Genomic DNA, 20,325 nt, shown 5'->3' with positions numbered 1-20,325 from the left:
CCGCTCACGCCAACCGCTCCAGCAACGCCGGTTCCACCGCAAATTCGAGCTTTTCCCCGGCGACAAACCGCTCGATCTCGTCGACCACCAATTGCCCCAGCCGCAGCCGCTCGGTGCCGATGGCGCCGGCCACATGCGGCGTCAGGAACACATTGGGCAGGCTGTAGAGCGGCGATCCCGCTGGCGGAATTTCCGGCTCGGTCACATCGATCACCGCGTGCAGGCGACCGCTCTGCAGTTCGGCGATCAGCGCCGCCTCGTCCACCAGCGCCCCGCGGGCCGTATTGATGAAGGTGGCCCCATCGGCCATCAGCGCCAACTGCCTTGCACCGATCATTGCCCGCGTCGTCGGCAGCGAGGGCGCATGCAGCGACACCACATCCGAGCGCGCCAGCAGGGTGTCGAGATCGACCAGTTCGGCCAAAGCCGTCACTGGGTCGTCCGCCTGCACGAAGGGGTCGCTCAGCAGCACGGTAAAGTCGAAGCCGGCCAGGAATTTGGCCACTTTGCGCCCGATGCGCGAGGCCCCGACCAGCCCCACGGTGCGGTGATAATTGCCGATTGGCTCGTCCATCAGCGCGTGGCTCGAGCGCCGCGCCGGATCGGCCCGATAACGGTCGCGCATCTCGAACATGCGCTTGTTGGCAAAGATGATCGCTGCCAGCGTATATTCTGCCACCGGCACCGCATTGGCATCGGCCGCATGCGTTACCATGATACCCGCCGCATAGACCGACGGGTCCAGCGTATATTTTACCGTCCCCGCCGCATGGGCAATCAGCTTGAGCTTGGGCGCCGCCCGCACCACCGCGTCCGAAATCATCGGGCAGCCCCAACCGGTGATCAGAATATCGATCTCGGCCAGCACGGCCCGCGCCGCGCTGCTGCTGAACTCGTTGAGCGGGATCTCCTGCACGATGTCGCCATGCACTGCCAGCCGCGCCAGGGCCTGCTCATCAAAAACGAACTTGGTCTTGTCCGCCGCCATGGCGAAGGCGATTTTGGGCCGCATCAGAACCGCTCCGGAACCAGAATGGCGCTGACATCCATGCCCTCGCGGACAAACAGGGCTTCGAGCGCCGCGATGTCGGGCGCGGCCGGCACACGCGCCAACGCCACCTCGGCATCGGCCCCCGCCGGCAGGGCCATGGCCGCCGTGACCAGCACGCTTGTCCCCGCCGCAATATCCCCGCGCAATTGCGGCACCAGCGTCTTGGCCACGATCAGGTTGGTATTGGGATAGGCCTTGTGCGCCCGCCCTTCCCGCTGTCCGCCCAGATCGACAATCGCGCTGATGTCGTTGACGCTGTGCGCCACCGCCCGACCCGCTGCTTCGGTCAGCGTGTCGGCATTGAGGTCGGCCCGTTCGATGGCAAAGCCGCCTTCGGTAGCATGCAGCGCCCGCGGCGTCGTGATCCGGTGCACCCTGATGTGCCAGGGATTGGCCGGGATCAGCCAGGTTTCGACGCTGACGTCGCTCCATGGCTTCCATCGGGCATAGAGCGTATCGCCGGCAATCTGCGCCACCTCATTGCTCTCGCGCACCCGGTAGTGCCGCCCGTCATCGGAAAAGGCCAGCACCCCGTCAAAGGCGCCCATATTGTACGCCCGCTCGTCCGCCTCGACGGAAAAGCCATAGCGGCTGGCATAGACGAACTTGGCATATTTCTCGGCGCCCGCGCGCATCTGCCAGTTCTGCTGTCCGCTCGACAGTGCCACCACATTGCCCTTGGTATGCATCATCACCATGCCCGGATGCTTGAGCGGCACCGGCTGGTCATCCACCACCGCGGGCGCTTCCGCCGCGCTCCAGAACGGATGCTCGGCACTCAGCGCCAGCGGCAAAAAGGCCTTCAACGCCCAATAGGGCGAACCGGCCGAATTGTAGCTCTCGCTCATGAACAGGTTTGGATAGCCATAGCCGATCGACAAGACGCCATTGCCATGCGCAATCGGCTTGTCCGCCCACCAGCGCAGGTGGCGCATATACTGCCCCTTGATTTCGCTCCACGGCAGCGCCTCGACATCGGCAAAGGCCAGCGCGCCCCAGAAGCCGCCACAGGCAAAGCGATAGGTCAGGCTCCGCCCGAAGGCCAGCGTGCCGCCATCCTCATCGAACCAGTGGCGAATATCCTTGGCAAAGGCCACCGCGCGTTCCTTGTACCGGGCCACGCGCGCTTCGTCGCCGCGCGCCAGCTTGGCATAGATCAGCCCGTAAAAATGCATGGCGAAGGGAATGTAGTGGTCGATGCGGCGGATATTGCCATCGCGATACCAGCCATCGGCGATATAGAACCCGTCCAGCTCCTCGAGATAGGCGTCGGTCAGCGAACGGTCGAAGGCGACGCCGCATTCTTCCAGCCCCAGATCGACCAGCACGCGGAAGAACTTCCAGTTATTGTCGGCATAGTTGAACTGCCGCGCATGCTTGAGATAGGCCGCCAGGTTGTCCTTGGCCTTCTGCGGCAGCGGCTCCCACACCAGATGCGGCACCAGCCGCATGGCAAAGCCAATCGCCGCCAGCTCCACCATGCGCTGGTCGGTCGAATTGACCGCGCCCCAATATTCGGGATGCTCGGGCTCCGTGCCATTGGCGAGGCCCCGCCGATAGAGTTCCCAATGCGCAAAATCCCCGCCGCCCGCCGCCAGCGGCGCCAGCCCCCACAGCGGCCGGGCAAAGCCCTCGAGGTCGGCCGCGGCGCGGTCGAAATGCGCCGCCGCCCCGTCGAGCCGCACTCGCGCGCCCCCCTCGGAGAAATAGGGCAGCAGCGGCGCGAACAGGTCGCCCAGCGCCTTTGTCGCATCGGCGCGGCTCTGCAGCGGATTGCCATGCAGCGGATTGGCGGTGACGGGATCATAGGTCATTAGGCAAGTTCCTTGGCTGGCGCGACATCATAGGCGCCCTTCAGATTCAGCTCTTCGGCGAAGTGGCAGGCCGCTTCCTGCGCGGTGCCGTGGATCGGCCGCAGCACCGGCTTGTCGGTGCGGCAGACATCCTGGGCATATTTGCAGCGGGTGTTGAACGGGCAGCCCTTGGGCCGGTTGCCCAGATAGGGAATCTCGCCGCGCACTTCGGCGCTTGGGCCCTTGCGCCGCAGCGGGTCGGCAATCGGCAGCGCCTCGAGCAGCAGCTCGCTATAGGGATGGCGCGGCCGCTCGAACAGCATTTCGGTGGGCGCATTTTCCACCACATGGCCCAGATACATCACCACCACCCGGTCGGCGATGTAGTTGACCACCCCCAGGTCGTGGCTGATGAAGATATAGGTCAGCCCCAGATCGGTCTTGAGATCCTCGAGCAGGTTGAGCACCTGCGCCTGGATCGAGACGTCGAGCGCCGACACCGCCTCGTCGGCAATCACCAGCTTGGGCTCGAGCACCAGCGCCCGGGCAATGCCGATGCGCTGCCGCTGCCCACCCGAAAAGGCATGCGGATAGCGCCCCACTGCCTCGGCGGGAATGCCCACCTTTTCCAGCATCGAGATCACCATGTCCTCAAGCACCTTGCCCTTGGCGATCCGGTGGATGCGCAGCGGTTCGGCGACGATGTCGAACACCCGCATATTGGGGTTGAGCGAGCTCATCGGGTCCTGGAAGATCATGCGGATGTCCTGCCGCCACGGCTTGATGGCGCGCTTGCTGAGCGCGGTCAGCACCACGTCGCTGCCCCCCTTGGGGTGATACACCACCCGGCCTTCGCTGACCGACTGCGCCTGGATGATGCAGCGCCCCAAAGTGGTCTTGCCGCAGCCGCTTTCGCCCACAATGGCCAGCGTCTCGCCGGCCTCGACGGTCAGGTTGATCTCGGTCAGCGCATCCAGCCGCCTTCCCTTGCCGAACAGCCCGCCGCCCAGGGTGAAATGCTTGCTCAGATTTTCGACGCTCAGCAGCCGGCTCATGCCATTTCCTCCACCGGCACGGCCGTCAGCAGATGGCAGCGCGCATGGTGCCCCTCGCCCACAGCCGTCCGCGCCGGTCGCACACTGGCGCAGGGCTCGAAGGCGTACGGACAGCGGCTGGTAAAGGCGCAGCCCGTTGGCCGGTCCCGGGGCGCCGGCACCGTGCCCTTGATCGGGTTGAGCCGCACCCGCTCGGCCTTGCGAGCCATCTTGGGGATCGAGGCCATCAGGGCCTGGGTATAGGGGTGGCTGGGCCGGGCAAACACGTCATAGACATTGCCCTGCTCCACCACATCGCCCAGATACATCACCGCCACCTCGTCGGCGATCTCCGCCACCACGCCCAGGTCATGGGTGATGAACAGCATGGCCATGCCGAAATCGGCCTGCAGCTGCCGCAACAGGTCGAGAATCTGCGCCTGTGTCGTGACGTCCAGCGCCGTGGTCGGCTCGTCGGCGATCAGCAACTGCGGCGTGCAGGCCAGCGCCATGGCGATCATCGCCCGCTGCCGCAACCCGCCGCTGAGCTCGAACGGATAGGCCCCGGCCCGCTCGCGCGCCCCCGGCACCCCCACCTTGTCGAGCAGCGCCACCGTGCGCTCGCGGGCCTGCTTGGGCTTGAGCCCCTCATGGATGGTCATCATCTCGTCGATCTGGTCGCCGATCGTATGCACCGGCGACAGCGAGCTCATCGGCTCCTGGAAGATCATGGCGATCCGGTTGCCGCGGATCGCCCGCAGCGCCAGACTGTCCTGCTTGAGCTGGGCGATGTCGGTCGCCGCCTCGCCCTCGGGTTCAAACAGGATGCGCCCGCGCGGGATTTTCGCATTGGCGTCGAGCAGGCGCAGGATGGCCCGCGCCGTCACCGATTTGCCGCAGCCGCTTTCGCCCACCAGCGCCAGCGTCTTGCCCGGCGTCAGCGTCAGGTCGACCTGCCGTACCGCCTCGATATCGGCCTCGTCGGGCGAGGAGAACACGATCGACATGTCTTGGATGGTCAGGATGGGTTTGCTGTGTTCGGTCATCATCTTACCGTCCATGGGGATCGGCCGCATCGCGCAGGCCGTCGCCGAAAAAGTTCATCGCCAGGATCACCACCACCACGCAAAGACCCGGTGTCAGCAGCCAGGGCGCCGTGGCCAGCGTGCGGATGTTCTGCGCGTCCTGCAGCAGCGTGCCCCAGCTGACGATCGGCGCCTGCAGCCCCAGCCCCAGGAAGCTCAGTGCCGTCTCGGCCAGGATCATGCCCGGAATGGCCAGCGTGGCCGCGGCGATGATGTGGCTCATGAAGCTGGGCACCATATGCCGGGTGATGATGCGCCAGTCGCTGGCGCCGTCTAGCTGCGCCGCGGTGACGAAGTCCTCGGTGCGCAGGCTCAAAAACCGCCCGCGCACCACCCGTGCCAGTTCGGTCCAGCCGATCAGGCTCAGGATGATGGTGATGGCGAAGTAGGTCTGCAGCGCGCTCCAGTCCTTGGGCATGGCTGCCGCCAGGCCCAGCCACAGCGGAATGGTGGGCATTGAGCGGATGAACTCGACCACCCGCATCACCGCGCTGTCGAACCAGCCGCCATAATAGCCGGCAAAGCCGCCGATGATGATGCCGAAGAACAGGCTCAGCGTCACGCCGGCCAGGCCAATGGAGAGCGAAATCCGCGTGCCATGGATCAGCCGGCTCAGCAGGTCCCGCCCCAGCCGGTCGGCACCCAGAATATAGAAGGGCGCCCGCGCTTCGGTCACCCCGATGAACTTCACGCTCATCGGGATTACCCCGGCCAGCAGATAGGGTTCGCTGGGGGCCAGGAACTGCACCGGGATTTCCACCTCGGGGTCGATGACGAAGGTCCGCCGCATCGCCTTGGTGTCGATCTCGCTGGCATAGCCATTCACATGCGGCGCCAGGCGCCAGGAGCCGTCCTCGCCGGTCGAGAACAGCTGGATGCCCTGGGGCGGGGCATAGGTATAGCGCGCGCTATAGGCGCCCGGATCGGTCGGCGCCAGGAACTCGGCGAGGATCGCCACCAGGTAGAAGGCCACGACGATCCACAGGCTCACCAGCGCCAGCCGGTGCTGGCGGAAGCGGCGCCACATCAGGTCGAACTGGCTCTCGCGCCTGGCGCGCACTACCGGTATCGTGTCGACTGCAGGACGGGTCAGCGTTTGAACGGCCACTTACTTGCTCCCATAGCGAATGCGGGGATCGATCCAGGCCAGCAGCAGGTCAGAGACCAGCGTGCCGATCACGGTCAGCATGCCCAGCAGCATGATGATGGCGCCGGCCAGGAACATGTCCTGGCTTGTGAGCGAGCGCAGCAGCAGCGGCCCGGCTGTCGGCAGGTTGAGCACGACCGAGACGATCACCGAACTCGACACCAGCGCCGGCAGCAGCCAGCCGATCGTCGAGATCAGTGGGTTGAGCGCCACCCGCACCGGATATTTCATGATGGTGCGGAATTCGCTCAGCCCCTTGGCCCGCGCCGTCGTCACATAGGGCTTCTTGAGTTCGTCGAGCAGATTGGCCCGCAGGATGCGGATCAGCTCGGCCGTCCCGGCCATCGACAGCACCAGCACGGGGGCCCAGGCATGGCTCAGGAAATCCCAGACCCGGCCCGGGCTCCAGCGCGCCGCCTCATATTGCGGCGAGAACAGCCCGCCAATGGTCTCCCCGAACCAGATGAAGCTGAGATACATCAGGATCAGCGCGAAGAAGAAATTGGGAATGGCGAGGCCAATAAAGCCGCCAATGGTGGCCAGGTAATCGCCCAGCGAATATTTGCGAACCGCCGCATAGATGCCGATCGGCACGGCCACCAGCCACATCACGATCACGGCCAGCCCTTCGAGCAGGATGGAATTGCCCAGCCGGCCCCAGATCAGGGTCGTCACCGGCGCCTTCCACTCAAAGCTCTGCCCGAAATCCCCGCGCAGCACGATGCCGCTGATCCATTTCCAGTACTGCACTATATACGGCTCGCCAAAGCCATATTGCCGCCGCAGCGCCTCGATGGTGGCCGGATCGACCCGGTCGCCATTGGCGGCCAGCGTCGCCATATAGGTGGTCAGGTAATCGCCCGGCGGTAGCTGGATGATGGCAAAGGCCACAAAGCTCACCGCCCACATGGTGAGCACCATGGCAATCAATCGTCGGCCGATGAAACCCAGCATGGGGCAACTCCTCCAAGGTCTACGCTCACGCCGACGTTTCAGTCGGGCTCCCTCCCCCTTGCGGGCAGGGAAGCGAGATGGGGCTTGGCGTCAGCCAAGTCCGTGTATCGAGCAGGGTGGGGGTATGGCGTCGCACGCTCGGTGCGCGTGACTTGCCCCAACCCTTGATCCCTCCCGCAGAGCTTGCACTCGGGCGCGCCGCGGCGCGACCGGGTTGGGAGGGAGGCGAGGGTCGGACCATCTTGGTCCAGATTCCCCCCGCGGCACTGCTGCCGCGAGGGGTGGGAGGGACGAGGTTATTCCGCGGCGAAATACCACTGGAACGGATCGTAGGGACCCGGGGTGGGGAACAGATAGGCATGCAGCATGGGCTCGGCGACATTGCGCAGGTTGTTCTTGGCAATGTAGTAGCCGTTGCCGGGCAGGCTGACGCCGATCACCGGGAAGTTTTCCTTGGCGATGGTCAGAATCTGCTTCATCAGCTCGTCGCGCACCGCCGGGTCGCCGCTCGCCCGCAGCTGGTTCATAAGATCCATCTGCTGCTTGGCCCATTCGGCGGGCTCTTCGGCAATCTCGGGCCGCGAGCCCAGATACCACTGCGCCCAGCGATAGGCCCAGACCGATTCATCGCCGCTCGGCATGTAGTAGCGCGGCTCCTGGATCACATCGAGCCCGCCATCACCCTGCCAGATCTGCGCGTCATAGTCGCCGGTGGGGCGCTTGTCGTAATAGAGTGTGCGGTCGATATTGTTGAGCTCGATATCGATACCACCCGCTTCGAGCTGCAGCTGCATCAGCTCCATCATATCCGTCCATTCCGCGCGGAAGGCCGAGATCATGTCGATGGTCACCACCAGCGGTGAACCGTCCGGCATGGTGTAAAAGCCATCGCCATTCTTTTCGCCCAGGCCCGCCGCCGCAAATGCCGCTGCCGCCGCGTCGGGATCGAACTCGGTATATTGAGTGGTCATTTCCTCGTCATAGAACGGCGATTCCGGGCGCGGCGCCGCCTGGCCCGGCGAGCCCTGGCCGGTAAACACCACGTCGATGATTTCCTGCCGGTCGATCAGATGGCTGACGCCGATGCGGAAGTCCTTGTTGGAGAACAGCTCGCGCCGGACCGGGTCGACATGGTTCAGGTTGAACTGCAGCACCATGGTGTTCATGTTCGACGGGATATTCTCGCCCAGCCGGTAGTCGCCTGCTTCCTGGCCATCAAAGAACAGCGGCTGGTTGGCTACCGTCGCGATGTGACGATCCTGGAAGTCGATTTCCCCGTTGAGCGCCATCAGGGTAATCTCTTCGAGCGAATCCGACACCCGCATTTCGAGCCGGTCGATATAGGGCAACTGGTTGCCCGTACTGTCGACCTTCCAGTAATAGGGATTGCGCACGAAGGTAGCGCGGGTGGCGTCGCCGGTCAGCGGCTCCTCGATCATCCAGGCATTCATGAACGGCAGCTCGGGATTGGCGAAGCGGATGGTCTCCGTGGACCAGCTGCAACGATTGGCCATCCACAATTCCCAGGTTTCAAACCCGGCGGCCTTGGCCTCTTCAGCAGCGTTGGGATTGTATTTGGGGTAGAACTGGCTGCAATAGTCCTTGCTCAGCGACACCAGGGTCAGCCCGTTCACACTGGCCAGCTCATCCATGATGATGCCATTGGGCTTTTCAAAGATCAGCTTGACCGTGGTCTCGTCCACCACCTCGGCCGTCACCGGATTGTTGGCATTCTTGATGAAGGTGCCCACACCATAGCTGGGCTCGCTCATCAGCTCGACGGCAAAGGCAATGTCGGCGCTGGTGAACGGCGTGCCGTTATTCCACTTCAACCCTGCGCGCAGCTTGAACGTATAGGTGGTCGCGTCCTCGCTGACCTCCCAGCTTTCAGCCAGGTTGGGAATGATTTCATCCCATTGGCGATTGTAGCGGACCAGCCCGTCATAGGCGACGGTCCGGGCGATCCAGGCATTGTCGAGCCCGCCGCGCAGCGCCGAGCGCCAGGTGCCACCATAGGTGCCGACGCTTTCGACCGGCTCGACCACCAGCGGGTTGCTCGGCAGCCGTTCGGCCACCGGCGGCAGTGCGCCGCTTTCTACCATGGCGTCCAGTATCGGTGCCTGTTGCTGGCCCAGCGCCGGGCCCGCCGCCGCCAGCAGCGCCGTCAGCGCCACTGCGCTGGCCAGCCGCAGGCCGCCTGACCCCTCGGCACGACCGAAAAGTTTAAACTGCTTCATCCTCATCCTCCCTGTTCCGGGCTGCCTCGCCCGGGTTTCGTCTGGCGCATGACGGCCCAGTGCCGTCATCCGCAACCGCGCCGGCCAAAGGCCGGCCCGTCCTCGTGTGCCGGCGTTTGGCCGGCGCTCCCGCTCTTTGTGAGCGGTGAGATCTGCGTCGCCACACCAGGCGGGCAGCAGCCCGCCTGAGGCAGTAGCGCGCCTCGGCCGGCAGATGAACGGGGTGTGGTTGTCGGCGCCCCTCCCGGCAGCGCCACCTGAGCCTGCGGCTCGTCGGTGCGCTTCGCCGATGGACAAAGGCTAGTTCACAATTTGCGTTATTTCAAGCAATTTACGCAATTCACGCAAGTTACGCAAATTTGTTCACTTTGCGTCGTGCAAACAAGGGCCTAAGCTGAGGAAAATCGATGAACGCAGAGACATCATGCGTTCATACTCGTGTTCATTTGGCGGCAAACACCGTCTCGCCCTCGACCATGCTGACGCCGATCTCGAGCTGCTGCACCGCCCTTTCCCCCTCCATATGCTGGCTCAGCAGCCGCACCGCGCCGCGCCCGATCGCCTCGCGATCCACCCGGATCGTGCTCAGTCGCGGCGTCGCCATGCCCGCCAGCGGCAGGTCGTCAAAGCCGATCATCGAGAACCCCGCTGGCAGCGGACTGTCGGGGGCATAGATCCCCTCCAGCATCTCCACCGCCGCAATGTCGTTCCAGCTGAACATGGCCGTGACATCATGCTCGCCGACCAAGAGGTCGGCCAGCAGGCCGCGGGAATCCCGATCGGCGGTATTGACGATGATCCCCTGCGCGCCCGGCGTGGCCGCAATGGCCGCCTCAAACCCCCGCTGCCGCTGCAGAATTGTCGGTCGATAGCGATGGGTATAGTGCAGGATGCGGCGGTGTCCGACATCGAGCAGCCGCTGCGTCGCCAGATAGGCGCCGTAGAAATTGGCCGGAGACACCGAGCTGATGCGCATGCGCGGGTCGCTGCCATTGACCAGCACGGCGGGGATATCTTCCTGCACGCACCACGCCGCCAGCTCATCCCATGCATCTATGCCGGCCAGCAGGAGCCCGCCGGCATCGGCCTGGTCGATCTGCTTGCGGATCATGTCCAGCGTCACCATCTGGTCGTTGACCAGCCGCACGTCGAGCATCATACCGGCTTCCGCCGCCTGCTGCCGCATGCCCTCGACAATGCCGAAATAGAAGCCGGACAGCCCGCTGGTCGCGCTCCCCAGCGGCACCAAGGCTACCGCCCGCTTATCCCCGCCCGCCGGGCCTGTGATATGCTTGGATTTGTATCCCAGCGTGCGGGCCATGCGCTGTACATCGCGCCGCACTGCGTCGCTAATGCCCATCTCATTGGCCAGCGCGCGCGACACCGTACTCACTGATACGCCTAGGCGTTCGGCGATATCGGCCTGGTTGGCTCGCTTCTGCACTGCCATCGGTCTGCCTCAGATTGCTTAACAACGCAATATTTGCGTTTCTTGCGCAAGGCAAGCCCTGACTGCACTTATCCCCCGAACTGCGTCGCCAGCCACTCCATCTGTGCGCGGTCCTGAAACGGCCCGCCGCCCTCGTGATTGTTGAACTCATATTCGATCATTGTCTTGTTGTCCCCGGCATAGGCATTGAAGGCACCATAGACGGTCGAGGGGGGACAGATATCGTCCATCACCGCCACCGAGAAAAGCGCCGGTGCCGCGGCCTGCCGCGCAAAATTCACCCCATCGAAATAGGCAAGTGTTTCGAAAACCTGTTCTTTTTTGTCGCGATGCTGCGCCAGGAAACGCACGATTTCGCCATAGGGGTCGCGCGTCGCCTTGGCCACCGCCCGGGGGTAGTCACAGAGGAATGGCACATCCGGCATCGCTGCGGTCACCCGCTTGTCCAGGCCGGCCACCGCCAGCGCAATGCCGCCACCCTGGCTACCGCCACAGACGGCAATTTTGCCGGCGTCCACAAAGTCATGGCCCAGCAGCGCATCGATCGCCCGAACCCCGTCAGTAAACACCCGCCGGTAGTAATACCCGTTCTTGTCCAGCACGCCCTTGGTCATCACACCCGGCCCCGAGGGCGTCGAGCCGACGGGATCGGGCGTTTCGCCCACGCTCCAGCCACTGCCCTGCCCGCGCGTATCCATGCGGAAATAGGCATAGCCCGAGGCCGCCCAGTGCAGCTGTTCGTGCGGAAAGCCCCGCCCGCCGCCATAGCCGACAAACTGCACCACCAGCGGCAGCCTGCCACTGCGCTGCATCGGCAGCACCAGCCAGCCCTTGACCGGATGCCCGCCAAACCCCGGAAAGGTCACATCGAAGACCTCGACTGCCGTCAGCGTCGTCTTCGCCGGCACTACGCTGACCGCCCCGCCGATCGCCCGCGCTTCGGCCAGGGTGCTCTCCCAGAACCCCGCGAAATCCCCGGGTGTCTGCACCGTGCTATAATATTCACCCAGTTCGGGCTGGATCAGGTCTGGAAACGGCATGGCGACTCCCGCAAATCAACGGCCCACACCATGCACCGCGCCCCGCATCCAAGCCAGATGACGTCGCGGCTTAAAACCAAAAACCCCTGGAAACCGATCAGTTTCCAGGGGTCAAAATTGGTAGCGAAGCCCAGATTTGAACTGGGGACACACGGATTATGATTCCGCATGTCGGCGAGATCGCTATCACCGACCGGTTATAGGACATAGCACGAAGACGACAGCAACGCACCCCATTTCCGGCCGCCGTTGCAGGTTCCCGAAAGCTGCCGGCCTGCCAAGCGTACAGCAAGGTCTCTGAGTGGGGTGACTGTTGTGCGACGCCTGGGCCGCCAGTTGGCGACGCGGAATATTGAAGTACAGTTGGACCTCTATCACTGCTCACTTGGTGATCTGACCCCAACCGGGGGAATTCCGAATTGCGCCTTAAACGCTCGGCTGAAAAGCGACGTCAGAATCGTAGCCGACCTGCCTGGCAACATCACTGACGCGCGCATTCGCCTGACGCAGCAGGCCATGCGCAAGCGTGAGCCGCCACCGGGTTTGGTAGGATAGGCCCATCAACGCCATCACACGATAGGACTCCACTTCCAACAGCCGTCGGACCATCGCCGATCGCCTGAAGGTTGATAGTTCACCAAAGGCCGCTTCCAGGCGGGTATACAGATCTTGGTTTACGACGAAATCGGTGGCAACTTCTCCAGCGTCGTTTTCGACGCCTGAAAGGCACAGGCTGTTGATAGCGAAGCCAGGCAGAAGTTCCGGGTCGATACGTCTGCCCTGCGTTACATCGAGGCGCGTCGCTCCAACAAATAGGCCCGTGTCGAGGGCATCGAGGCATAGGCATGGAGGCCAGTTGTCCCCGTCCGCCAGGGCCGAAACCCAGCTCACGGTGATGAACTTGGTATGGAACTCCCAGGTGATGGCCAATTCCTGGCATCGATAACTGAACTGCCGGCCATCGTGTTCCGGGAGGTCAAAGCCCCGGGCGGAAACCGCCTGCTGAAGCGAGCAATAGCTTGCCGCATCACGTCCGGAGTCGGCGGCATGGCGAACACCAGCCTTCGGGCGCGCAGAGTTGAGCCTACCAGCTCCACGGGTCGGGCATGCAGCTCCGCTTCGATGGCCACGCGGTACGGGTGATCGGCGATAAAATCAGGCTTCATGCCGTGCCCCATCTGAGAATATCCGCACTCGCCATGGCGCCCGAGACAGGGCGATCTCCTTGCCGGCCTTGAATATGATCATGGTGGGAACGCCGCGAATGAAAAGCACTCAGGGCATTTTCCTTTCGACAATGGTCTGGGCCGGCGGGCGCAGCAGGGACTGGATGGTATAGACCAGGATCGCCATGCCGATGGCGCCGGCTGCCGCCACGGCCAGCAGGACCAGGAGGTCGATGGGGCCGCCGATATCGGCAAAGCTCGAACTGGTGACGGCCTGGGTGAACAGCACCGCCAGGATGGCCCCGATGGGCATGGCGAGCTGGGCCAGCAGGAATTTGTGCCAGTTCACCGCCCGATCGCGGATCAGCACGAAGAGATAGGCCAGGGTCACCAGCAGTGCCGCGATCATCAGGGTCCAGAACAGGCCGGTGCCGAACATCTCTTCAAACACGGCCAGCATGGTATCAAGGGTCAGGTCTTTCATGGCTATCTCCTCAAGCCCGGCCGCGCAGCATGGCATTGTAGGTGGCCTTGAGCGCCACTTCCTTCATCAGCCAGCTGATCCAGAGTTCCTCGAGCGGGGCGATGATACCGGGAAAGGACGGCACCAGATTGTTCTTGTAGTCGAACTCGACCAGCATGGCCCGGCCGACCTGGGTGATCAGCGGGCATGAGGTATAGCCATTATAGACCAGCGTACCCTCGCGCCCCTCGATGGCGGCGATCAGGTGATCTTCCACTACGGGCACCTGCCACTTGACGCTGGCGGCGGTCTTGCCCTTGGGCACGCCGGCGACGTCGCCCAGGGCAAACACCTCGGGGTAACGCAGATGGCGCAGCGTTCCCTGATCGACTTCGACCCAACCCTGATCGGTCCATTTGTCGGCCCAGGACAGGCCGGACTGGCGGACGAAATCGGGCGCCCGCTGCGGCGGGATGACGTGCAGGTAGTCGTAGGGGACCTGCTCGCTGCCTTCGGCGGTCTTGAAGGTCGCGACCTTGCGCCCGGCATCGACCGCGGTCAGGACGCGGGAATAGCTGGTCTCGATGCCGCGCTGGCCAAACAGCATGCGCACCTTTTCCGAGACGATCGGCACCCCGAATAGGGCGTCGTTATGGGCGGCATAGATGAACCTGGCCTTGCCCAGATTGCCGGCCCGCTTGGTCAGGTCATGCAGCAGGAAGGCATGCTTGAGCGGCGCGCCGGCGCATTTCATCTCCGTGGCCGGCCGGGTGAAGACGGCCGTGCCGCCCTCCTGGATGAACTGCTGTGCCGCGGTCCAGGTCCGCGCCGCATAGTCCGGCCCGGCATAGAGGGCGCCGATGCCGTTCTGACCCACCATGTCGAGCGAGAAGCCCTCGATAGCGTCGTGATCGAGCACGAGGCCCGGTGCGACGATCAGAAAATCATATTCCAGGCTCTGGCCGGTTTCGGTCGATACCATGCGGGTGAGCGGATCGACGGCCGCGACGCGTTCAGCCAGCAGGGTGACGCCGGCGGGCAACCAGTCCGTGGTGCGCGACAGCGTGTAGCTGGCGGGCTTGAGACCGGCGGCAACCAGGGTGAGGCCCGGCTGATAGAAGTGTTCCTGACGCGGGTCGATGATGGTGATGGTCGCGCCGCGCAGGCGGCCGGCGAGTCGATTGGCCAGGGCCGTGCCGGCGGCACCGGCGCCGATGATGACGATGCGCGCGGCCGTCTGGGTGACGGGTTGCGCCTGGGCGACTGTCGCGCGTGACAGTGCAGCGACCCCGCCTCCCAGGGCAGCCAGCTGCAGAAATTTCCTGCGATCCATGATGTAGTTCACCTTTGATAGACTGAAATCGATCCGCCTTTGCGTTGCGTGACGCTGCGGCCGGCGTTTGGCCGGGCCCCTAGAGCAACCATCGTTTCATCTTTTTTCTCCTCCCCGATTGCCCCTGCCTCCTCAAGCAGGGCGTGACGTCAGCTTGCCGATTGCCTGCTGGCCCATCTGAGAATATCCGCGCTCGCCATCGCGCCCGAGACGCGGGCGATCTCCTTGCCGCCCTTGAACATGATCATGGTCGGAATGCCGCGAATGTTCAGCTGGCTCGACAGATCCTGGTTCTCGTCGGAATTGAGTTTGACAAAGCGCATGGCCGGTTCGGCCTGCTCGGCCGCGGCGGCAAATTGCGGTCCCATGACGCGACAGGGGCCGCACCAGGGCGCCCAGATATCGACCAGCACCGGAATGTCGGACTTGGCGATGTGCTTTTCGAGAATGGCGGCGGGGACGTCGGCGGGCTGGCCGTCAAACAGCGGCAGCGCGCATTTTCCACACTTGCCGGCGCCGACATCCTGCCCCTGGGCAATCCTGCTGGTGGCGCCACAATGGGAACAAACGATATGGGTCATCACGTCCTCCAGATTGGTATTGTCAGCCATTGTGGGCGCTCGGTCTTTGATCCAGGTCAGGCGAGGGGGATCCGGCTTGCAGCTGGCGGGCGATGATGTCGCGCATCGCCTGGTGCTGGCTCAGATGCACGCCGCCGCGCAGGTGGCTGACGAATTCGGTGTCGGCGAGCCGGTCCATGACCGGGCCCTTGACCTCGGAAAGGTGCAGGCGCACCCCCAGATCCTTGAGCCGGTGATCGATCGCCTCGAGGCTTTCGAGCGCCGACATGTCCACCGCATTGACGGCCGAACACATCAGCACGACGTCGGTCAGGCCGGGATTGGCCGCGACCTGGTTGATCACCAGATCCTCGAGATAGCGCGCATTGGCAAAGTAGAGGCTCTCATCGATGCGGATCGAGAGCACGCCAGGCACGGTATCGACCTGGTGGCGCAGGACATTGCGATAGTGCTCGGTGCCCGGGACCTGGCCAACAATGGCGGCGTGCGGCTGGGAGGAGCGATAGAGAAAGATCAGGATCGAGGCGCCGACGCCGAGGGAAATGCCCACTTCGACGCCGAGCAGCAGCGTACCGAGCAGGGTGATGGCCACGGCGGCGAAATCGGCCTTGGAGTAGGCCCAGGCGCGCTTGAGGATGGAGAAATCCACCAGGGTCAGCACGGCCAACACGATGGTGGCAGCCAGCGTCGCCTTGGGCAGTATGGCGAGAAAGGGCGTCAGCAGCAGCGTGGCGCCGGCAATGCCGACGGCGGTGAAGGCGCCGGCGGCGGGAGTGGCAGCGCCGGCATCGTAGTTGACCACCGAGCGGGCAAAGCCGCCGGTCACCGGATAGCCGCCGCCGATGGCTGCGGCGATATTGGAGGCGCCCAGGCCGATCAGCTCCTGATTGGGCGAGATGCGCTCGCGGCGCTTGGCCGCCAGGGTCTGCGCCACCGAAATGGATTCCACGAAGCCGACGATGGAGATGATCAGCGCCGGCACGGCCAGCTGCTGGATCACGCCCATGTCGAAATTGGGCAGCGACAGCATGGGCAGGCCCTGCGGCACGTCGCCCACCAGCGATACGCCCTTGGCGCCCAGGTCAAGCAGCACCGACAGCGCCATGGTCAGGAACACCACCAGCACGGGCCCCGCCCGGACGATAATGGTGGCGACACCCTTGGGCACGCCGAAACGCGCCAGCCAGTTCTTGAGGTCGAGCCGGATCCACAGCAGCAGGGACAGCGCCAGGGCGCCGATCCCCAAGGTATAGAGATTGATCTGGCCGATATTGGCCAGGATCGACATGACCAGATCGGGCATGGCGTGGCCCTCGGTCTTGATGCCGAGCAGGCCGCCGACCTGGCTGGTGGCGATGATGAGGCCCGAGGCGGTGATGAAGCCGGAAATCACCGGATGGGACAGGAAATTGGCGATGAAACCGAGCCGGAACAGGCCCATCAACGTCAGCATGATGCCCGAGAGCAAAGCCAGCAGGATGGCGGCGCTGGCATAGTCGACCGTGCCTTCGGCGGCGATGCGCCCGACGGCAGCGGCGGTCATCAGCGAGACGACCGCCACCGGGCCGACGGCCAAAGCCGAGGAGGTGCCAAAGATGGCATAGGCGACCAGCGGCAGCACCGAGGCATAGAGACCCACTTCCGGCGGCAGGCCGGCCAGCAGCGCATAGGCCAGCGATTGCGGGATCAGCATGATGGTCACGATGATCGCGGCAACGAGGTCGCTGGTCAGCGTCTGGTGATTATAGCGCCGGCCCCAGTCGAGAATGGGGAAATAAGACTTCAGGTGCATCGGTCAACTCGGTGGGAGAAGGGTCCAGCCCCGGGGGACTGAACCGGGGATTACTTGCTCAGCGTGGCGTAGAGGCTGCCGGCGCGGGCGCCGGAGCGGCAATAGCCGAGCATGGGCTTGGGCAGCTGCTCCCAGGCGTCGTGGAAGCGGATGATCTGGCCTTCGCCCAGAGGTCCCGAGACGGGGATATGGACGATCTGGATGCCGAGCGTCTCGGCGGCGCGGGCGACTTCGGCAAAGCTGGGCTGGCCCTGGTCCTCATTGTCGGGACGGGCGCAGATGATGGACTTGTAGCCGGCATCCGAGACGGCCTGGACCTGCTCGGGGGTGATCTGGCCGGTCACGGCAAAATTGTCGTCGACCTTGCGGAGGTTCATGGTGTTGGCCTTGGGCTTGAAAAAGGAGAACATGGTTTGGACTTTCGGGAATGGTCCCTCCCCGCGCAGCGGCGCGGGGAGGCGCAGCAATGGGCTAGAGCCCGTTGACCGGAACCTTGAGGAAGCTCTTGCCGCTTTCATCCTTGGGCGGCAGCTGGCCGGCGCGCATATTGACCTGCAAAGCCGGGATGATCAGCTTGGGCATGGCGAGCGTGGCGTCGCGCGCCTCGCGCATCCTGACAAAGGTGTCCTCGTCAGTGCCGTGACCGACATGGATATTGTGGTCGATCTCGTCGGCCACCGTGGTTTCCCACGCGATGTCGCGGCCATTGGGGCCATAGTCGTGGCACATGAAGAGCCGGGTTTCGCGTGGCAGCGCTAGCACGCGCTGGATCGAGCGGTAAAGCGTGCGGGCATCGCCGCCGGGGAAGTCGGCACGGGCCGAACCGCCATCGGGCATGAACAGCGTATCGCCGACAAAGGCGGCATCGCCCACGACATGGGTCATGCAAGCCGGGGTGTGACCCGGCGTATGCATGACAAAGACGGTCAGGCCACCGATCTGGTAGCTGTCGCCATCGGTGAACAGGCGATCGAACTGGGAGCCGTCGCGCTGGAACTCGGTGCCCTCGTTGAACACTTTGCCAAAGGTCTCCTGGACGATGCGGATGTTTTCGCCGATGCCCAGCTTGCCGCCCAGCTTGCCCTGGATATAGGGCGCGCCGGACAGGTGGTCGGCATGGACATGGGTCTCGATCAGCCATTCGAGCTTGAGCTGGTGCTGCTCGATATGGGCGATGATGGCATCGGCGCCGTCATAGGTGATGCGGCCGGCGGCATAGTCGATATCCATGACGGAATCGATCACCGCACAGGCATTGGAATCGGGATCCTTGACCACATAGCTGATTGTATTGGTCGGCGCGTCGAAGAAGGCGGTGACCTCGGGGTGAACCGTCAGGTCGGGGGTGAAGGGTAGAATGGTCATGGCATAACTCCTGTTTGAGGGTCAGGCGGATTGGGTGGCGCGCTGTTCACGCGCCAGGCGGACGGTACGGGCGGCGAAAATGCCGACCAGCATGGCGCCGACAAAGGCCCAGGCCGAGACTTCGCCCAGGCCCAGAGCCGGGATGGCGCCGCCCGGGCAGAAGCCGGAAATGCCCCAGCCCAAGCCGAAGACGGCCGAGCCAGCCAGGAGCGGCGCATCGAGCTTGCGGTTGGCCGGCAGGTGGAAACTCGCCTCGAACAGCGGCTTGTCGCGACGCAGCACAAAGCGGTAGCCGATGGCGGTCACCAGCAGGGCCCCGCCCATGACGAAGGCCAGGGAGGGGTCCCAAAAGCCGGCGACGTCAAAGAAGTTCAGTACCTTGGCCGGATTGGCCATGCCGGACAGGGCGATGCCGGTGCCGAAGATGAGACCGATAATGCCGGACATGATGGTGCGCTGCATTACAGGCCTCCCAAAAGATGACGAATGACGAAGACAGTCAGCATGGCCGTGCCCAGAAAGATGATGGTGGCGGCGATCGAGCGGGGCGACATGCGGGCCATGCCGCAGACGCCGTGGCCGGAGGTGCAACCGGAGCCGAAATAGACGCCGACGCCGACGATCAGGCCGCCAATGATCACCCAGGGGGTGGGCACGGGGCTGGAATAGGCGATGGCGTGCTCGGACAGGTTCAGCACCAGCATGGGCGCGACAATGGCGCCGGCAATGAAGGCGGCCCGCCACGCCCAGTCGGTGGAAACCGGGGGCAGAAGGCTGGTCAGGATGCCGGTCATGCCGGCAATGCGACCATGGAAAGCCATGAGAAGAACGGCTGAAAGGCCGATCAATGCGCCGCCGAACAGCGACAGCATTGGGGTAAATTCAGTCATCGATTGGGTACCTTGCAGGTGGAGAGGCCGAAAATGGTATAGAGGGGGCAGAACCGCACCAGGGCGGTGAGGACGAGCACAGCGCCCACGATCACCGCGCCCCAGTACAGGAGCGGATTGGCGAACAGCGCCAGGCCGGAAACCATGGGAACAAGGATCAGCGCCAGGCCGACAATGATCCGGGCGATTCGGTCGGCAGAACCAATATTGACAGGCATCTGAAGCTCCTTGAAAACCGCCCTGAAACGAGTGATAGTGTGTATGCGAATGTTCGTATATACGAGAGATCTAATATGATCAAGATGGATTTGGCGAAAATGGAGGAGAATGCCGACAGGGCATCCCAGCTCCTGACCGCCATGGCCAATCCCAAGCGGCTGCTGATCCTGTGCAACCTGCTCGATGCCGAGCTCAATGTGGGTCAGCTGTCCGAGCGGGTCGAGCTCGGCCAGTCGCCGCTGTCGCAGCACCTGTCAAAGCTGCGCGCCTGGGGCCTGGTCAAGACGCGGCGGGAAGCCCAGCAGGTCAACTACTCCCTGGCCTCCGACGAGGTGCGCCAGATGCTGATGACACTCTACAATATCTACTGCGCCTGCTGATGACCGCGACTGACCATCCCAGGCTGCTTCTGCCGCCCCCGACCTACCCTGCCGTCCTGTTCGGCTTGACCTGGTTGCTGGACGGAGAGTGGTTTCCGCCGTTTCCGCCCGAGGCGGCATGGGCGACCTGGCTTGGTGGCGTGTTGGTTCATGCGTGCCGGCACGGATGCCAGCGCGGTCTTCGAACGCGCCGAAAGTGAGGAGCTTGCTGTCGTCGAGAATGTCAGCACCAAGAAAGTCATTGGCTTGCTGACGGAGGCCTATCTGTTGCGCCGGTATTCATCAGCCCTGGGGGTGCGGATCAAAACTTGGACTGGTTATGCCGTAATGCCAAGGCTTTGGCGG

19 protein-coding genes and 2 pseudogenes are annotated in these 20,325 nt (G+C 63.9%); 2 read left to right on the top strand and 19 right to left on the bottom strand.

From position 1 onward, the window contains the following. Nucleotides 1-4: 4 nt before the first annotated feature. The 19 genes and pseudogenes from AC4NN3_RS15010 to AC4NN3_RS14920 all read right to left on the bottom strand — a co-directional run bounded on the left by AC4NN3_RS15010 (nt 5) and on the right by AC4NN3_RS14920 (nt 19,599). Entirely contained in the window at nt 5-1,015 is a 1,011-nt protein-coding gene (locus AC4NN3_RS15010; RefSeq protein ID WP_491928151.1) for a hydroxyacid dehydrogenase, read from the bottom strand. Then, nucleotides 1,012-2,865 carry a DUF2264 domain-containing protein gene (locus AC4NN3_RS15005; RefSeq protein WP_491927896.1) on the bottom strand — a complete coding sequence of 618 codons (1,854 nt, stop codon included), beginning with the start codon at nt 2,863-2,865 and terminating at the stop codon, nt 1,012-1,014. Before AC4NN3_RS15005 ends, AC4NN3_RS15010 begins: the two co-directional genes overlap by 4 nt. After that, complete coding sequence (locus AC4NN3_RS15000) at nt 2,865-3,899, bottom strand: ABC transporter ATP-binding protein (RefSeq protein WP_491927895.1); 1,035 nt, start codon at nt 3,897-3,899, stop codon at nt 2,865-2,867. The genes AC4NN3_RS15005 and AC4NN3_RS15000 overlap by 1 nt, the downstream gene beginning before the upstream one ends. Then, entirely contained in the window at nt 3,896-4,924 is a 1,029-nt protein-coding gene (locus AC4NN3_RS14995) for an ABC transporter ATP-binding protein (protein WP_491928150.1), read from the bottom strand. Before AC4NN3_RS14995 ends, AC4NN3_RS15000 begins: the two co-directional genes overlap by 4 nt. A gap of 4 nt (nt 4,925-4,928) precedes the next feature. Further along, entirely contained in the window at nt 4,929-6,056 is a 1,128-nt protein-coding gene (locus AC4NN3_RS14990; protein WP_491928149.1) for an ABC transporter permease, read from the bottom strand. Between the two features lie 15 nt (nt 6,057-6,071). Continuing rightward, a complete protein-coding gene (locus AC4NN3_RS14985) occupies nt 6,072-7,064 on the bottom strand; it encodes an ABC transporter permease (protein WP_491927894.1) in 993 nt (330 codons plus the stop codon). A 296-nt stretch (nt 7,065-7,360) separates the two neighbouring features. Continuing rightward, nucleotides 7,361-9,301, bottom strand: coding sequence for an ABC transporter substrate-binding protein (locus AC4NN3_RS14980; protein WP_491927893.1), 1,941 nt, complete (start codon nt 9,299-9,301; stop codon nt 7,361-7,363). A gap of 442 nt (nt 9,302-9,743) precedes the next feature. Continuing rightward, entirely contained in the window at nt 9,744-10,751 is a 1,008-nt protein-coding gene (locus AC4NN3_RS14975) for a LacI family DNA-binding transcriptional regulator (RefSeq protein WP_491927892.1), read from the bottom strand. A 68-nt stretch (nt 10,752-10,819) separates the two neighbouring features. Then, nucleotides 10,820-11,791: an acetylxylan esterase gene (locus AC4NN3_RS14970; protein WP_491927891.1), complete on the bottom strand. Its 972-nt coding sequence runs from the start codon at nt 11,789-11,791 to the stop codon at nt 10,820-10,822. Between the two features lie 426 nt (nt 11,792-12,217). Further along, nucleotides 12,218-12,769: pseudogene (locus AC4NN3_RS14965) on the bottom strand (DUF3422 family protein); the annotation flags it as partial. A 297-nt stretch (nt 12,770-13,066) separates the two neighbouring features. Continuing rightward, the gene (locus AC4NN3_RS14960) at nt 13,067-13,441 is read right to left on the bottom strand and encodes a DUF5368 domain-containing protein (RefSeq protein WP_491927890.1); all 375 of its coding nucleotides are present in this window, start codon (nt 13,439-13,441) and stop codon (nt 13,067-13,069) included. Nucleotides 13,442-13,451: 10 nt separating this feature from the next. After that, complete coding sequence (locus tag AC4NN3_RS14955) at nt 13,452-14,753, bottom strand: NAD(P)/FAD-dependent oxidoreductase (protein WP_491927889.1); 1,302 nt, start codon at nt 14,751-14,753, stop codon at nt 13,452-13,454. Nucleotides 14,754-14,902: 149 nt separating this feature from the next. Then, on the bottom strand, nt 14,903-15,364 hold the full coding sequence (gene trxC, locus AC4NN3_RS14950) for a thioredoxin TrxC (RefSeq protein ID WP_491927888.1): 462 nt from the start codon (nt 15,362-15,364) through the stop codon (nt 14,903-14,905). Continuing rightward, complete coding sequence (locus AC4NN3_RS14945) at nt 15,357-17,126, bottom strand: SulP family inorganic anion transporter (protein ID WP_491927887.1); 1,770 nt, start codon at nt 17,124-17,126, stop codon at nt 15,357-15,359. Before AC4NN3_RS14945 ends, trxC begins: the two co-directional genes overlap by 8 nt. A 50-nt stretch (nt 17,127-17,176) precedes the next feature. Further along, entirely contained in the window at nt 17,177-17,536 is a 360-nt protein-coding gene (locus tag AC4NN3_RS14940; protein WP_491927886.1) for a protein tyrosine phosphatase family protein, read from the bottom strand. Between the two features lie 61 nt (nt 17,537-17,597). Further along, entirely contained in the window at nt 17,598-18,491 is an 894-nt protein-coding gene (locus AC4NN3_RS14935) for an MBL fold metallo-hydrolase (protein WP_491927885.1), read from the bottom strand. Between the two features lie 21 nt (nt 18,492-18,512). Further along, the gene (locus AC4NN3_RS14930) at nt 18,513-18,953 is read right to left on the bottom strand and encodes a DUF6691 family protein (RefSeq protein ID WP_491927884.1); all 441 of its coding nucleotides are present in this window, start codon (nt 18,951-18,953) and stop codon (nt 18,513-18,515) included. Then, nucleotides 18,953-19,381: a YeeE/YedE family protein gene (locus AC4NN3_RS14925; RefSeq protein WP_491927883.1), complete on the bottom strand. Its 429-nt coding sequence runs from the start codon at nt 19,379-19,381 to the stop codon at nt 18,953-18,955. Before AC4NN3_RS14925 ends, AC4NN3_RS14930 begins: the two co-directional genes overlap by 1 nt. Then, the gene (locus AC4NN3_RS14920; RefSeq protein ID WP_491927882.1) at nt 19,378-19,599 is read right to left on the bottom strand and encodes a YgaP family membrane protein; all 222 of its coding nucleotides are present in this window, start codon (nt 19,597-19,599) and stop codon (nt 19,378-19,380) included. Before AC4NN3_RS14920 ends, AC4NN3_RS14925 begins: the two co-directional genes overlap by 4 nt. Before the next feature lie 75 nt (nt 19,600-19,674). Here AC4NN3_RS14920 and AC4NN3_RS14915 point away from each other — a divergent pair, with 75 nt between their 5' ends. Then, complete coding sequence (locus tag AC4NN3_RS14915; RefSeq protein ID WP_491927881.1) at nt 19,675-19,980, top strand: ArsR/SmtB family transcription factor; 306 nt, start codon at nt 19,675-19,677, stop codon at nt 19,978-19,980. A gap of 150 nt (nt 19,981-20,130) precedes the next feature. Beyond that, nucleotides 20,131-20,325: pseudogene (locus AC4NN3_RS14910) on the top strand (hypothetical protein); the annotation flags it as partial.

Source organism: Devosia sp. MDV22-iso42 (assembly GCF_058629155.1).
Note: the sequence above shows the minus strand (reverse complement) of the source record. Positions and strands in the feature narration are given on the sequence as shown.

Excerpts from the sequence above, each read along its gene's own strand:
- AC4NN3_RS15005 (WP_491927896.1), bottom strand. The coding sequence starts at position 2,865 with ATGACCTATGATCCCGTCACCGCCAATCCGCTGCATGGCAATCCGCTG.
- AC4NN3_RS15000 (WP_491927895.1), bottom strand. The coding sequence starts at position 3,899 with ATGAGCCGGCTGCTGAGCGTCGAAAATCTGAGCAAGCATTTCACCCTG.
- AC4NN3_RS14995 (WP_491928150.1), bottom strand. The coding sequence starts at position 4,924 with ATGACCGAACACAGCAAACCCATCCTGACCATCCAAGACATGTCGATC.
- AC4NN3_RS14985 (WP_491927894.1), bottom strand. The coding sequence starts at position 7,064 with ATGCTGGGTTTCATCGGCCGACGATTGATTGCCATGGTGCTCACCATG.
- AC4NN3_RS14980 (WP_491927893.1), bottom strand. The coding sequence starts at position 9,301 with ATGAAGCAGTTTAAACTTTTCGGTCGTGCCGAGGGGTCAGGCGGCCTG.
- AC4NN3_RS14975 (WP_491927892.1), bottom strand. The coding sequence starts at position 10,751 with ATGGCAGTGCAGAAGCGAGCCAACCAGGCCGATATCGCCGAACGCCTA.
- AC4NN3_RS14970 (WP_491927891.1), bottom strand. The coding sequence starts at position 11,791 with ATGCCGTTTCCAGACCTGATCCAGCCCGAACTGGGTGAATATTATAGC.
- AC4NN3_RS14960 (WP_491927890.1), bottom strand. The coding sequence starts at position 13,441 with ATGAAAGACCTGACCCTTGATACCATGCTGGCCGTGTTTGAAGAGATG.
- AC4NN3_RS14955 (WP_491927889.1), bottom strand. The coding sequence starts at position 14,753 with ATGGATCGCAGGAAATTTCTGCAGCTGGCTGCCCTGGGAGGCGGGGTC.
- trxC (WP_491927888.1), bottom strand. The coding sequence starts at position 15,364 with ATGGCTGACAATACCAATCTGGAGGACGTGATGACCCATATCGTTTGT.
- AC4NN3_RS14945 (WP_491927887.1), bottom strand. The coding sequence starts at position 17,126 with ATGCACCTGAAGTCTTATTTCCCCATTCTCGACTGGGGCCGGCGCTAT.
- AC4NN3_RS14940 (WP_491927886.1), bottom strand. The coding sequence starts at position 17,536 with ATGTTCTCCTTTTTCAAGCCCAAGGCCAACACCATGAACCTCCGCAAG.
- AC4NN3_RS14935 (WP_491927885.1), bottom strand. The coding sequence starts at position 18,491 with ATGACCATTCTACCCTTCACCCCCGACCTGACGGTTCACCCCGAGGTC.
- AC4NN3_RS14930 (WP_491927884.1), bottom strand. The coding sequence starts at position 18,953 with ATGCAGCGCACCATCATGTCCGGCATTATCGGTCTCATCTTCGGCACC.
- AC4NN3_RS14925 (WP_491927883.1), bottom strand. The coding sequence starts at position 19,381 with ATGACTGAATTTACCCCAATGCTGTCGCTGTTCGGCGGCGCATTGATC.
- AC4NN3_RS14920 (WP_491927882.1), bottom strand. The coding sequence starts at position 19,599 with ATGCCTGTCAATATTGGTTCTGCCGACCGAATCGCCCGGATCATTGTC.
- AC4NN3_RS14915 (WP_491927881.1), top strand. The coding sequence starts at position 19,675 with ATGATCAAGATGGATTTGGCGAAAATGGAGGAGAATGCCGACAGGGCA.